The organism is Peribacillus frigoritolerans, assembly GCF_030676415.1.
GTDB lineage: Bacteria > Bacillota > Bacilli > Bacillales > DSM-1321 > Peribacillus > Peribacillus frigoritolerans_A.
Genome location: NZ_JAUUTW010000002.1, coordinates 299219 through 313523, shown reverse-complemented (window position 1 = coordinate 313523; position 14305 = coordinate 299219). Strand labels below are relative to the sequence as shown.

11 protein-coding genes are annotated in these 14305 nt (G+C 34.7%); 2 read left to right on the top strand and 9 right to left on the bottom strand.

Annotation, left to right across the window (positions count from 1 at the left end; translation table 11 throughout):
• Positions 1-161: 161 nt before the first annotated feature.
• Complete coding sequence (purF, locus tag Q8G36_RS03475; RefSeq protein WP_305158994.1) at positions 162-1532, top strand: amidophosphoribosyltransferase; 1371 nt, start codon at positions 162-164, stop codon at positions 1530-1532.
• 860 nt (positions 1533-2392) lie between these two features.
• On the opposite strand, the gene Q8G36_RS03470 is transcribed toward purF, so the two are convergent.
• The 7 genes from Q8G36_RS03470 to Q8G36_RS03440 all read right to left on the bottom strand — a co-directional run bounded on the left by Q8G36_RS03470 (position 2393) and on the right by Q8G36_RS03440 (position 10511).
• Positions 2393-4192 carry an ABC transporter ATP-binding protein gene (locus tag Q8G36_RS03470; protein WP_305158993.1) on the bottom strand — a complete coding sequence of 600 codons (1800 nt, stop codon included), beginning with the start codon at positions 4190-4192 and terminating at the stop codon, positions 2393-2395.
• 331 nt (positions 4193-4523) lie between these two features.
• Positions 4524-4991: a lasso peptide biosynthesis B2 protein gene (locus tag Q8G36_RS03465; RefSeq protein ID WP_305158992.1), complete on the bottom strand. Its 468-nt coding sequence runs from the start codon at positions 4989-4991 to the stop codon at positions 4524-4526.
• Positions 4992-5014: 23 nt separating this feature from the next.
• On the bottom strand, positions 5015-5323 hold the full coding sequence (locus tag Q8G36_RS03460; protein ID WP_305158991.1) for a lasso peptide biosynthesis PqqD family chaperone: 309 nt from the start codon (positions 5321-5323) through the stop codon (positions 5015-5017).
• Positions 5320-6252: an aldolase gene (locus tag Q8G36_RS03455; RefSeq protein ID WP_305158990.1), complete on the bottom strand. Its 933-nt coding sequence runs from the start codon at positions 6250-6252 to the stop codon at positions 5320-5322. The genes Q8G36_RS03460 and Q8G36_RS03455 overlap by 4 nt, the downstream gene beginning before the upstream one ends.
• An 89-nt stretch (positions 6253-6341) precedes the next feature.
• Complete coding sequence (locus Q8G36_RS03450; protein ID WP_187049793.1) at positions 6342-6467, bottom strand: paeninodin family lasso peptide; 126 nt, start codon at positions 6465-6467, stop codon at positions 6342-6344.
• Between the two features lie 4 nt (positions 6468-6471).
• Positions 6472-8424, bottom strand: a complete 1953-nt coding sequence (locus tag Q8G36_RS03445; protein ID WP_305158989.1) for a lasso peptide isopeptide bond-forming cyclase — start codon at positions 8422-8424, stop codon at positions 6472-6474.
• A 920-nt stretch (positions 8425-9344) separates the two neighbouring features.
• Positions 9345-10511, bottom strand: a complete 1167-nt coding sequence (locus Q8G36_RS03440; RefSeq protein ID WP_305158988.1) for a nucleotidyltransferase domain-containing protein — start codon at positions 10509-10511, stop codon at positions 9345-9347.
• A 1487-nt stretch (positions 10512-11998) separates the two neighbouring features.
• On the opposite strand from Q8G36_RS03440, the gene Q8G36_RS03435 reads away from it, so the two are divergent.
• Positions 11999-12070, top strand: a complete 72-nt coding sequence (locus Q8G36_RS03435) for an ATP-binding protein (protein ID WP_305159034.1) — start codon at positions 11999-12001, stop codon at positions 12068-12070.
• A gap of 653 nt (positions 12071-12723) precedes the next feature.
• On the opposite strand, the gene Q8G36_RS03430 is transcribed toward Q8G36_RS03435, so the two are convergent.
• Both Q8G36_RS03430 and galE read right to left on the bottom strand, forming a co-directional pair.
• Entirely contained in the window at positions 12724-12906 is a 183-nt protein-coding gene (locus Q8G36_RS03430) for a hypothetical protein (RefSeq protein WP_305158987.1), read from the bottom strand.
• Between the two features lie 371 nt (positions 12907-13277).
• Positions 13278-14273, bottom strand: a complete 996-nt coding sequence (galE, locus tag Q8G36_RS03425) for a UDP-glucose 4-epimerase GalE (RefSeq protein WP_305158986.1) — start codon at positions 14271-14273, stop codon at positions 13278-13280.
• Positions 14274-14305 lie beyond the last annotated feature (32 nt).

Below are 14305 nucleotides of genomic sequence, written 5' to 3'. Positions count from 1 at the left end.
CTCAATAATGCAAAGCAATTATCCTTACCTGTTACATAGAACTGTCTTATGGCTGCAATTTGTTTAATCCCATATCCATTTACCGATTAGTAAATAAGAAGGATAGAAATTCACCTTTTGCCAAAAATAACAAAAAGGATATCAACGGGAGGAAGAGAAAAATGGATTCAGAAATGCAGGAGAAATGCGGGGTATTTGGAGTGTTTAATCACCCCAAAGCAGCCGAATTAACTTATTACGGACTTCATGCACTTCAACACCGTGGTCAGGAGAGTGCAGGAATTGTGGCTAGTGATGGGAAATCATTCAGGAATCACAGGGGAATGGGCTTAGTTACCCAAGTATTTTCACGGGACATCCTTGATGGACTAAGCGGAAATATGGCCGTTGGACATGTACGATATTCAACTTCTGGTGAAAGTTTACTGCAAAACGCACAACCGCTCGTTTTTAAATATAGCGAGGGGGACCTGGCTGTTGCTCATAATGGCAACCTCGTAAATGCAAGGATAGAACGGGATGTGTTACAACAGCAGGGAAGCATATTTCAAACAACGACCGATACTGAAATTATCGCTCACTTAATAGCTCGTTCAAGCAAAAAGCATTTCGCAGAAAGCGCACCTGATATGCTTAAACGTATCGACGGTTCATTTGCCTTGATTATAATGACTGAAAAACAAATGCTCATTGCCCTGGATCGTCATGGGTTACGTCCGCTTAGCCTCGGAAAAATTGGTGAATCAATCATCGCCTCCTCAGAAACATGCGCTTTAAATGCGGTTGATGCTAAGTTCTGGCGTGATGTTGAACCGGGTGAATGGCTTCTTATAGATGAAAATGGCATTCAAACTGGAAGATTTGCAGAAAAAGGTAAGGTTTCCCTTTGTTCCTTTGAGTTTGTCTATTTTGCCCGTCCAGATAGCGTTATTCAAGGAAGAAGTGTCTTAACAATCCGGAAGGAATTAGGTAAAATTCTGTCAAAAGAACATCCGACACAAGCTGATGTTGTCGTTGCAGTTCCCGAATCAAGCGTCCCAGCCGCCATTGGTTTTTCTCAACAATCAGGAATTCCATATGAAATGGGGATTATTAAAAACCCTTATGCTGGTCGGTCATTTATTGAGCCCACTCAAGAATTGCGCGACTTAGCTGTTCGACTGAAATTAAGCGCTGTGCAAGAAATTTTGGAAGGAAAAAGGGTGGTATTAGTCGATGATTCGATTGTTAGGGGAACCACAAGCAAGCGCATTGTCCAATTGATTCGGCAAGCAGGGGCCAAGGAAGTCCATGTAAGAATTAGTTCACCCATGGTTAAAAACCCTTGTTTTTATGGAGTGGACATGCCAACTAAGGAAGAACTATTTGCCAACAAACACGAACACGAACGAGCTATGGGACAGGTGATCGGGGCAGATTCCTTAGCCTTTTTAAGCACCGATGGGTTATTAGAGGCAGTAGATGTGGATCTTGTAGAAACTAGCAGTCGCTGTATAGCCTGTTTTAGTGGTGCATACCCAACTAATATTTGAAGTGATACAGCTTAAGTAGGCAGGCACCACACAATAACAACTGTCTTTGTGTGATGCCTGCCATTTCCCTACTATTAAACCTTGGATTTTGTCACTGTTTTCTACTTGCTCGCGCAAGTACAAGACCCTGTCTTTCTGCTCCTGACAGTCGAAGTCCTCGATCTCCAATGTAACTTTTTATTCCGAGTCTTTAATTTCTTATCTTATAAAATTCATTATAATTTTGATCCAACCGAAAAATGACAACCACAACGGAAAGCTTAAAAACGTTCCCCACAATAGTCCCCTACAAAATTACTAGGTTTATTTATATAAAATATCACTCATTTATATGATTTTTTATTATTGTGAACTTGTTCCTGTTTTAACACACCAATTAATTCCATTTAAACAAAAGGAATAGAAACAGTTTGTAGTTGATTAGAAAACAGTTCATAAAAAAGAAGGCTGATTAACAGCCTTCCCCATGTGTACATATTCTTATATTTTCCATTGATATGATGACTTTTCTAGTTCTGTTCTCTCACTTTAACCTTCTTCGATGTTGGTTAAAAACCTTGATGAAAATACTACGATCATCTGATTTAAAAAACTTAACTCCAACTAATTTTAAGGGTGTCCATATTTCTCTCATTTGGTATAAAGGCATTTTAAAAAAAATTCACCCTTTCTTAAATTAACCCAGTCAATAGAGCAACCGCTCTCTAGATATGAGTCATTACTTTTAAATAGTTACTCTTTATTTAATTCATATAATAATACCCATTATTCGATTGATTAATCATCATAATAGAAATTCATTTTTTTGTGTCTACTCAATGTTATAAAGTAAGGTCGGCAAGTCGGATTGAATTAGAGAATCACATACTTGATTCCATTTGGATGCCTAGTAAATTGCTAAACATCCCTCTTTTTTCACTCGCTAGTTGGTTATATTCACCGACTTGAATAATTTCTCCCTGATCCATAACCAATACTTGATCCGCATTACGAATCGTCGATAACCGATGAGCAATAACTATGATGGTCATGGTCCCTTTTAATCTTTCGATGGCGGCTTGTATCTTCGCTTCATTTTCCGTATCTAATGCACTTGTTGCCTCATCTAAGACAAGGATGGCCGGTTTGCGTAAAATGGCTCGAGCCAGTACAAGTCGCTGTCTTTCTCCTCCTGACAGTCGAACTCCCCGGTCACCAATGAGTGTATCAAGACCTTGTGGAAGCCTACTGACAAAATCAGCAGCAGCAGCGAACTCCAAAGACTCCCATATGGATTCATTACTTGCCTCAGGGTCAATAATCATCAAATTTTCCCGTATAGTTGCATTAAATAGAAAGGGATCCTGCGGTATATAACTAATCGATTTCCTTAGTGATAATAAGTGATCACTAGTAAGTTGGATATCATCTATTCTGACCTCACCCCGATCAGGTTGATTTAATCCCATTAATAGATCAATTAAAGTACTTTTTCCTGCCCCTGATCGGCCTACTATAGCCGTCATACGGTTAGATGGTATGTGTACATTTATATTTTTAAGGGCATAGGTACTTTCATTAGGATTATATCTAAAATAAACATGACGACAATCTAGCCCTTTTTTTATTTCGATTGACTTTATATTTTTATAATCGGATTCATATAACTCTCTTGCTTCCCTACATTCATTTTGTAAATCTAACAATGCTTTAAAAGATGGAAGAGTAGATCCTAATTGTTCTAAATTAGATTGGATACTTGTAAACCTTGGCCATAATCTTGAAAAAATAACCATGATCAGCATTAATTGTGCTGGCTGGGCCATGAACATTTTTATTGAAAAAAACATAAAAATGGCAATTAAGACTGAAGATACAATTTTGAAGGTCATCTGAGAAGTTGAATTTACTTTTGTAATTTCAACCATATTTCGCTCCATTTTTTTACTTAAAGAGAAAAACCAATTTAAATGAGTTATCTCTAATGAATTACTTTTAATATCCTTAATACCGTTAAAATGATCAGTAATACCCGCTAAGTATGTTTGTGTCAGATGTAGGGTTTCTTTCCCTAAAGACTGTGACTTTTTAACAAATTTCCTAGAGAAGAAGATGAGGATTATTCCAAAAAACAATATAAAACTAGTCATTTTAATCGACAAATAAAACGCAAATATTATTTGGATGATTGTAAATGTAATAGAGGATAATAACTGGAAAAATAAGTGGGTACCAGCGCTTACACGAAAAATTTCATTTGCCATCAAATTTATGATATCGGATTTTCTTTTTTTTAAATAAAACTCCCAATTTGCTTGAAGTAGACTCTTATAAGTTTCTTCTCTTAAATGACTAATAAATCCTTGTTGGATTTTCACACCTAAGATTGTTTGATTCCGCTTAAAATAGCTTTGTCCGACCATTATTAGAACGTAAATTCCTAATATGAGGAACAGGCTAATCGTTTCAGGAATACCAAGGAATACTTCATTAATCCAACTTAAAAAAGGAACTTCCTCTGCATCTGCATTCAAAATCCCCGTTATTCCAATTAATGGGATTAACAGAAAAATTCCCACACCTTCTAATAAACTGATTATAATCATACAAAAAAGGTTGATGTATAGAATTTTTCCCGAAAAATTTTGTATTTGTTTTATAAAGTACAGGAGTTGCTTCAAATTTTATTCCTCCCATCACACGATAAAATATCTTAGTTTTTCCACATGCAATAATATCGTTAGTTAGTTGAGTAATGGGAGAGTCACTTCATAAGAAATAGAACTTTATGTATTAAGAAAATCACTTTTAACTGATTTTTAATATACGAGGAAAATCCATATTTGGATTAATTCAAAAAAACTTGTATTATGGATAATTCCGTCATTTTCCAGACAAATTCATTGAACATACTAACTCGACATACACACTAAATGCCCCAAAAAAGATCTTCTTCCCATAATATAGTACAAATTTTAATAGAACTATTCTATTTCATTCTAATCTTGAGGTTTATATAGGTTTATTGATGCTTATTCTTTTGGCGAATTTAGCAACAACCGTAAACCTTTCCTTCCCTTCAGCACCCGATATATAAAATGAACCACTTCGTAACCAAGCATGTGCGATGAGCAGTCCATTCTCATCTTTGGCTGTACCTAAATAAAGAGTGCTTTCAATATTTCTTTTTTCCAGCATTTTCATGCTAGCAATTGCTTTTACAAGACATTGGCTTTCCCAAAATGTATAGCTGCTCATAATATGAATGGCTTTAGATATACTGGCTAATACTTCTCTATTAAAAAAATCAGGGTTTAAAGATGTCTCCTCCATTTGATCTCCTAATAATGGTGCCACCTTTGAAAATGGCATTCTTTTCAGAAAGCGGGCCTTTCCCAAATAAATAAATGCTTCAATAAGAAGCAACTTAGTTTCCATATTTAGTTTTGTAAAAGATCTAACTTTTCTTAAAACGTTCATACTTCCCTCCTACTACTTGAAAATTATGAATTTCTATTATCTACAATTTTCATTAATCCCTCATCATTCAATTGCGTTAAGAAGTCAGTAACTTGGTCTACACACACTTCATTATCAACATCATACTGAGTCAATAACTCAGTAACCAATTGATCAAAAGTAATAGGTTCTTTCATCAAATCCCAAATTGACCCTCCTAATTCTCCTAAATTATAGTATTTTCCCTTTTCAATATTTAACATCACTTTTTCCCCATCCATATCGCTTACAATATTACCTTGCCCCTGAACTATAAGCGAATCTTCTAGCAACTTCTGTGTACTAATCATCAAATTTCACCCTTTTCATTTAATTTATCTATTATTGTTGATACCATATTATTTGCTGTGAATTTTGTAATGGGTCGCCGTAATTGAAACATATTAATATGTTTGATAATATGCGAGGAATAATAAAAATGCCATTCCATCAACCCCATCCTTTCGATTAGGGAACTGCGAAATGTTTGATTTAGTAAAGTACGAAATTGACCTAGACCTGTAATTGGCTTAAGCTCAATTGTTTTACAATCCTCTTTTGAAAGTTCAAAAACACCGGCCAAGGGAAGAGACTTATTATAATATTGAGAATGTAATGGAACAGAATATTTGGTTTCTCTTTCAAACAATGGACAATAATGAGCGGTCTCCATTCCAAAGTTATTCAAACTGTCCTCCCATAACTTTTGTTGAGGATAAGAAGGTTCTACCATCGGTATGTTTCCATCAGAAAGAGATATAGCTATTACATCATCACTTAAAAGTTGATATCCCTTTCTAATAAAAGCTGATGCTAGAGTTGATTTCCCCACACCTGATTGCCCAACAAAAGCATAGGCCTTTCCATCAATAGCTACTGAACTTCCATGTAAAGGAAGTTTCCTCCTTTGGATTAAGAGGGCTCCCATACAAGTCCCAAGTATATACAGTCTAATTTTATCTATATCAAATCCGTTTATGGGAGAGACGATAATACTTTTTCCTTCTTGTATACAGAATGTTGCTAGATTAGGTATTTGAAACATGACAATATTTCCTGAAACAATAATTTTTCGTTGCCCTTCATTAAAATTATTCCATTCACTAGACAAGTTCCCCATTTTTATTTCAATTTCTACGCTTCCTTCATCACCAACCCCCGTTAGTTCTGGAAGATATATTTCACTTATAATCTTTAAACCAAAAGCTTTATAAAAATACTTTTTTTCTGTATTTATGAGCATGATTCCCACTCCAACATATGAAAATATTTTTTAAAAAAACCCTCATACTTTTAATATAAGGGCAGAAAACTACGAACAAACATCGATTATTAACTATAATGAACCACTTCATCAATATCTGGTTGTACTGCATCAGGTGTCTTAATTCCTGGTCCTGCCATAGTCATATTTACATTAAGTACTTCTAATTCTGGTTTTACCCATACCTTTTTCATTTGCTCACCCCCCTTCAATTACACCTACTTTTTTCATAAATCTATAAAGAATTAAACTACGCATTAAAATTCTAAACTCAAAATCAAAAGCATATTCAGCGTTTGGTTCTCCCTTAATTTTTGCAATTGCATCATTAATTATTTGCATATTTAATAGTTCTGCCATATGGGGATCTTCACTAAGTTGATGTAGCTCATTTATAAATTCATTCCATTGAGATGCCATCCTATGAACTCCATCAGCCCCCTGTACACCTCGGGTCCGGAGGTTTAATCTAACTTTATCCGGTAAATATCCTTTTGTAGACCTTCTAACTAACGCCCGATCCAAGCCATTTCGAACATATTGTTCTTCTGGGACCGATAAGCAGAATCGTATAACACGTAAATCATTTGTTGGATCACGATCCCATACTGAGTAACGTAATGATAACTTTGATCCATAGGTACCAGTGATATTCCAATAATATGAATTTTGAAACTGATTTTCCCTGACTTCATATGCACTTGGTATCTTAGTTCCTGTTAAGTCAATCCCATGTTCCTCAAGCTTATTAAAGACGTCTGTTCGTTTTGCAAACTCCGGGTTAATTAACATAGGGAATTGGTCTTGATCACTTAATTGGTTCTTTCTATCAGTAAAAGGAAATGCTTTTTTTCGAACTGCTTTTAAGATCCGTGTTTTTGTTACTCCAATATTCTTACTATATTGGTTTAATTCTTTATAGAGACGAAACCAATTCACTTTTTTTAAAAGAGTGACGTAATGATCTAGAAGTGGTCCCCAAGATATCGTCCAATTCCCTCTTTGACCATTTAATAATATCCCGATTCCTTGTTGGTGAGCTGCTTCATATATACCACTTAACCAGTATGTATTTTCAAAAAACTTGTAAGGCATTTCCAACGTTTCCAGCCAATCATCAATTTCTGAATAAGGATTTTTATTTTCAAAACTCATGTAAGAATCATTAATATTTCCTACGTGTTGTACAGTAGATTGTATAAACGGCCTTTCGTCTGCCATTCTACTTTTATGAGTCCAATCTATAAAGCCTTCAACCGGAACGTAGCTAAATGTATGTAACGGTTTATTTCCTTTACGTAATTCAGTTGCAGCAAAGCTTGCCACTGTACCTGAATCTAACCCTCCACTTAAATGCGACCCAACTTTATGATGGGTACGCAACCTGGCTGATACAGCTTCCTGTAATACATTTCGAAATGCTTCTTCATATTCTCGATCTGTTTTTAGATGTTTTTTCTCAACATCGGCTAAATGACTGTATCTATGAAGAGAAACGCTTCCATCCACTACACTAATTGAATGAGAAGGGGGAACTTGTCGTATATATTTATAAACGGTGGTATTAGAATCCACACTCTCAAACATCCCAGGTATAGCCAAATACTCAGCCAACCATTGTTCATTTAGCTTTTTTTCCACAAACGGCAAGTTAAGAAGTGGCTTAATAACGGTACTAAAAGCAAATTTCTCTGTGTTTTGATAATAATAAAGTGTCCTACTACCAGAAAAATCTCTTGCGCCAAAAAGCTTCATTTTCTTCAGATCCCAAATCATAAAGGCAAAGTCACCAATTAAATACTTAGGTGAGTCTTCACCCCACTTTAGATAACTTAGTAAAATAAGCTGACTATCTGTTACACTATTTCTATCAACTTTACTAACATCTAGTTTGTCGAATAATTCATCACGATTATCAATAATGGCATCAGCTGTAATTGCACACTGCCTCTCAGAATTGTAAAAGGGGAGCTGTTCACCTACAGATTCAGGAGTAATCCATTGAGCGTGACACCCGAGAAAAATCTTTTCTGAATGCCAGGTCTGAATAGAGTCGGAAGGATATTTATTTAATGCAGTCATTAAAATATGACCATGATGGAAATTTACCGGCTCTTCATTTATTTGACAAATACCAATGATAGCGCTCATGATTTCCTCCTGATAATTATGTATGTATATTAAATTTATAGAGTAGTATTATATTCTTCTCATTCTAGATTCCTATTAATTTTCAGGGAGTGTAAGAAAAGTAAAAGTACCGGATGTTGTTTACGATCATTATTTGAATTATTTATTGATAGTTTAATCTAGTTGCTACTTACCTAGTCCCTATTTTGTCCTGATTTTCCAGCACATCACTATAGACTTGTAATACGGTTCATATTATTTCGAATTTCATTGAGTGAAACATATTACTTTATCTTCCTACGATGTTGATTAAATACTTTGATGAAAATACTTCTATCATCTGACCAAAAAAACCTAACCCCAACTAATTTAAAGGGTGTCCATATCTCACTCATTTTAAATAAAGGCATTTAAAATTCATCCTTTCTTCATCCACTATGACAACGACCTCAACGCGTATCTATGGGTCTTGAATAATAAGTATTTTATTTATTTTTTTACAGAAATCCCCTTATAGTCAATGTTAATTAAATCCAGTTTTGAATTCATTTAAATAATAACTCAAAAAATTCAGATATTACTTTAGCTTTTTTATTGCTTGTGGATTGAAAAATCTCATGATGAGGGTTTCTCTTAGCGTATAACTAAAACACTTTGCTTATACTTTTTTACGAACAACTTGTTCTTTATAAAGAATTCAGCATGCTAAAATTACCATTTATTTATACCTATGTCAATAATTTTTATTCCCAATATACATATCTAGAATAACTAGCCAGGTATTAATCAATCTTTCAATTCGTTAATTATAATTTTCTTTCCAGTTATGAAGATAGAAAAATAAGCATCCACTCTTTACTTAAAAATGAATGCTTTAGTGAAATTAATAGGTATTTTCATTATATGTAATATAAACCTACACTTTTTAACAAAATATATATTTATGAGGGTTTCCCTGTCTTTCTCCAGACTACTAAAAACGGGCGTAAAGGAAAATATAAAAAATGAAGAGGTTTAGGCACTCGCAATGTCATCAAATCCGCAGAACTGGGATAAAACAAAATCAAAAATAAGAAGAATTTTTGTAGAATTGTCTTTAATGATTTGGAATAATCCTTATAGTAATTGCTTGATGTAATGGTTGCTAATGATTCAGTTCCTTTGATGAAGTCTATTGCCTTCTTTGCTATTTTTTTAGAATCATTTCCTTCTTTTAACTTTTCCCAAGACTCATTCATGTGAGTTTTTAATAGCTCCGAAGTTAAAATTAGAGCTTGCCCAACTAATTTACGATTTTGGTATTTACTAATAAGAAGGTTGATATCATCCAATTTTAATCCTTTTCTTAACATTTGGTCAATATCTAACAACCATCGTAGGCGAAACCACCCATGACGAGCACCGTGTGAAATAAGATATAATAATAAATCCTCTTTTCCTAATAAATAAACAGGATAACTTGTGAGAGTACTTACCCTTTTCCGTTCCCATAATTCATTAAATTTTGGTTCCTTCAGTGGAAGAGGTTGTAACCTCCAATGTATTTCAAGCTGGATGTTCTTTTGAGGATGGAAATAAACTACGTGGTGACTCCTCCATTTCCACTCGTTCAAAACATTTGGAACTACCTCTTTCTCGTAACCAATAGAAAGAAGGAGTTCTTCTGCTCTTTTTAAATCTGATATTGGAATTAGAATATCTAAATCCTTGGAAGTTCGCAGGGAAATATCCCCATAAATATCGGCAGCAATTACCGGGCCTTTCAAATAAAGAAGGCGAATTTGATTTTCAGTAAACAATTCACTAACTTTTTCCATCTCTCCACTTAAGTGAAGCATTTGAAGTGTATTTTTTTTGAATTCTTTGTATAAGGTTTGAATAACATGCGGAGGTATCCGATTATTATCAGCCTTTTTCAGTTTAGAATAAATTAAGGGATAAACTCGATGATGCCAAGCCAATTGGAGAAATATCCCCCAGTCAATGTCTAAATATGATTCATTTTTTACTGAACCTATACTATAGTAGTCTTCCGTATTCAAAATCTCTAGTAATAACCTTAATTCATTGGATAGACTAGACAAATCAAGACTGTAATTATTATCCATATTTTTCTCCTTCTATGTGTCTTTTCCTAGTACTTAAAATGTTGAATTAAAGATTTCTTAAGATTTAACAAGGAAGGAATCAGTAGGTACGTAAATTTTCCTATTATAAATTAAGAAGTCATTTTTTAATCTTTTACATATAACGTCTACCCTTAATCTGTCTCCACAATGTTCATTTTTTTGAAGCAGTGTGCATAAATCCTAGATGAATTTTTTTCACATTTATTGTTTAAAAGCTAACATTTGTTTGGGAACTATGTAAGAAGCTATTTTTAATAAATAAAATTACATGATTTCAATTCATAACTCTAAGCCCTGAGAGTCTAAGTGTAAAATGACAGGAATAGAGCACCTCCCTACTACCTGTATAATGAGAGTTACGAAACACACATTAAACAAAAAGGAAATTGGCTCTATGCTATTATACGACAAGAATGCCTGTTTGACATGCAGTTTTATATGACTTGGGACCTACCTATCGAGATAATTGATTTATCTAGCATATATTCATTCGATGTCGTGATAAAAAAACTGGCTATTACGCTCCACGAACCCTGAATTTTGTTTATTCATTGGTTATCTAGATAACGGAATTCCCACTATCAAAAGTTGGAGCTCCTGCCGTTTTAATACAAATTTGTTTTTTAAGGTAAATTATAATTTCTTGTTTCAGATGAGATTCCTTCGGTAAAATCTTTATATCTATACAAATTAACTAATGGAGGAGAATCTCTTAAATTCTCTTGCACTATTTCTAGATAAATAATTATTATTCTATATCGCCATCATCGGTGCTCAAATACCCAATATCAACGGTTGATATTCAAAAAAAAAAGAATCATCCCATCACTAAATAAAGTTGGAGTGTTTGAGACGATGCAGAAGACTTGAAAATTTTTTTAATTAGAGAATTACATCAAAAAGGGTGGACAAAAACAAATATTGCAGAAGAAACGGGATTTGATCGAAACAGTTAGTAAATACACAAATAAAGGCCAAGTACCACAATCATAGAAAACTAAGGTTAGGGAGAGTAAATTATAAGCTTTAAAGCTTATACCTTCAAAGCAGTCAAGAGGAAACTTTTTTGAAGAAATTCAGGTCATGGGTTACGAGGGGAAAACGAATGTTCATATTAAACTAGAGCAATATGAAGGATTGCAGAAAATAGATAAAGCACATAAACATAAGAATCTCCTTGTTTTGGTAGCCAAAGATTTCATACATGCCCCTGCTCTATTGTAGAAAACCATTCTCTGCTTCCTATGCAGTTTTGGAGGAAGGTAATTCTAAATGAAAAACCAACTAGAAGAGCAAATACATGAAGCTAGACAGAAGTAACTTGTATCAACTAGAATAAAGAATGCCAAGCTTCCTTACAGGAAGACGATTTATGATTTTAACTATATGTTTCAACCGAGTAAATGTGAGCAGCGTGTTAAGTAAACCTTGACACTTGTCGGCATCTCGCAAATGGTGAAAATAGGATTACATTAGGTCCGCCAGGAGTTGGAAAAACTCATTTGTCCATATCCTTCGCAATAGAAGCTCTTACCTAAGGATATAAAGCCTTATTCTTAACAGCTGATGAAGTCGAATCAGAATCCCGAATACGGCTAATATATTCTTTCAGGTAGTATCAAAAAGATATGAAAATTAGGCGATGATCATAACGTCTACTAAATCATATATGGAGTGGGGAAAAATAAGCCGGTATTGACAGATTTACAATTTTTTACATTCTTGAACTGAACCACTACTAAAACAATATACATTTGAACATTCAATTTGACCAACTCTTTAGTCTTCATCCTTCCTGCCCAAATGTTTTCTCAAGGATACACAGTCGATTTTGGCGAACCTTAAAAACACTCCAATTCTTACACTCTCTGTCTGTTTATGTTCATTGAGACAGTTATTTTGCAATAATTAAGATTGCATTCAGCGGATTTAAGTGAATACAAAGCGAACCAATCGTTTTATCCTCATTTTTAAAGAACCTGGCTTATTCATTAAGCGTAGAGGCTGCTAGTAATCCTATCAATTCAATTTGGCGCTGGAATAACGCCCATGCTTTTTATCTCATTCGTAAGGAGGTGGCCCTAACGTTTGTTGAACTGTTGTGTTTGGTACTGATTACCGCGAATAAAGAAAAGACAAAGGATATGAGAGTATTATCTGGGACCGGAGGTAAGGAAATCCTATCGCTCTTTTAGAGAGTCCCACTGTAAAAACGGTATAGTGAAATGTAATTGGCAATCACCGCAGCATCAAATGACAATAATTTATTCACTATCGTAATAAATATACGCAAGCGATTTATCGCTTTACACATATCTGCTGCGAGCGTATTTTCTTTCGAAAGGGTGTAAATTCTCTCTCTTTCGTATGTCAATAACCTTCCACGTTCACCCCTCATGTAAAGCGGTGTCACTTACAAATATACTTCCGAAACCTATATTTTTTAGTGTCACAAACAGCTGGAAGGAGTGGCCGCAACATACTGTTTTTTATTTAATACACTAAAGTGGAAGGAAAATAAATATACCCGCTAAGCCAATTAAAGCTCAGAGGGTTTATTTGAAATACAAAGGATTATACAAAACAAACTAATACCGACAATCGCTCCAGCACACTGTCCATAAGTACATCTTTTATATGAGTCTCTTAACCAAAAAGGAAAGTGAGCATTCCTTCTACCCTTCAATCAACGTGACAACCAAAGTGCCATCCAGGAAATAATTGTACTCACGTATACAATTCCTTTTAATCTTTATTATTTTTCTCAAAACGCCACGAATCCCGGCACATAGATATAACATCACGTTTAGCTATCCAGCCAAGTTCTCGTTTTGCTTTTGAAGCATCTGCATAGCATGAAGCGATATCACCTGGGCGACGATCTACAATTTCATAAGGAACTTCAATATCATTCGCTTCCTCGAAGGCTTTTACTAACTCTATTACACTGGTACCCTGACCAGTCCCCAAGTTATATATATGTACACCATCAGTAATTTTGTCTAATGCAGCAACGTGACCTTCAGCTAGATCCATTACATGAATATAATCACGAACTCCAGTTCCGTCCACCGTTGGGTAGTCATTTCCAAAAACTCTAAGCTTCCTCAACTTTCCTTTTGCTACCTTAGAAATGTAAGGCATCAGGTTGTTTGGGATTCCATTAGGCGCTTCACCAATTAAACCACTCTCATGGGCTCCCACTGGATTGAAATATCTAAGAATTGATATTGAGAAAGAAGGATTAGCCTTTGCTATATCCGTTAGAATCCGCTCACTCATAGCTTTTGTTTCACCATAAGGATTCGTCGTTGGTAAAAGGTTCAACGTTTCTACAAATGGAACTGTGTTATCTCCGTACACTGTTGCAGAAGAGCTAAAGACAAAACTACTCACATTATATTTCAGACAAGCATTGGCAAGAACCAGTGTACTGACGATATTGTTGTAATAATAAGCTAGTGGCTTTTCAACTGACTCTCCCACCGCCTTAAGACCAGCAAAATGAATAACACCCTCTATATCATGATTAGCAAAGATGTTGTCCACTGCTTCTTCATTAGTAACATCTATCTGATAGAAGATAATTTCTCTATTTGTTATTTGTTTTACTTTATCTAAAGTTTCTGCATTACTGTTGGAAAGATTATCAACAATAATCACTGTATGCCCTGCTTCAAGTAGGGCAACACAAGTGTGTGAACCTATATATCCGGCACCACCGGTTACTAGTATGTTCATATAGCATGATCCACCTTGCTCCATTGATTAAT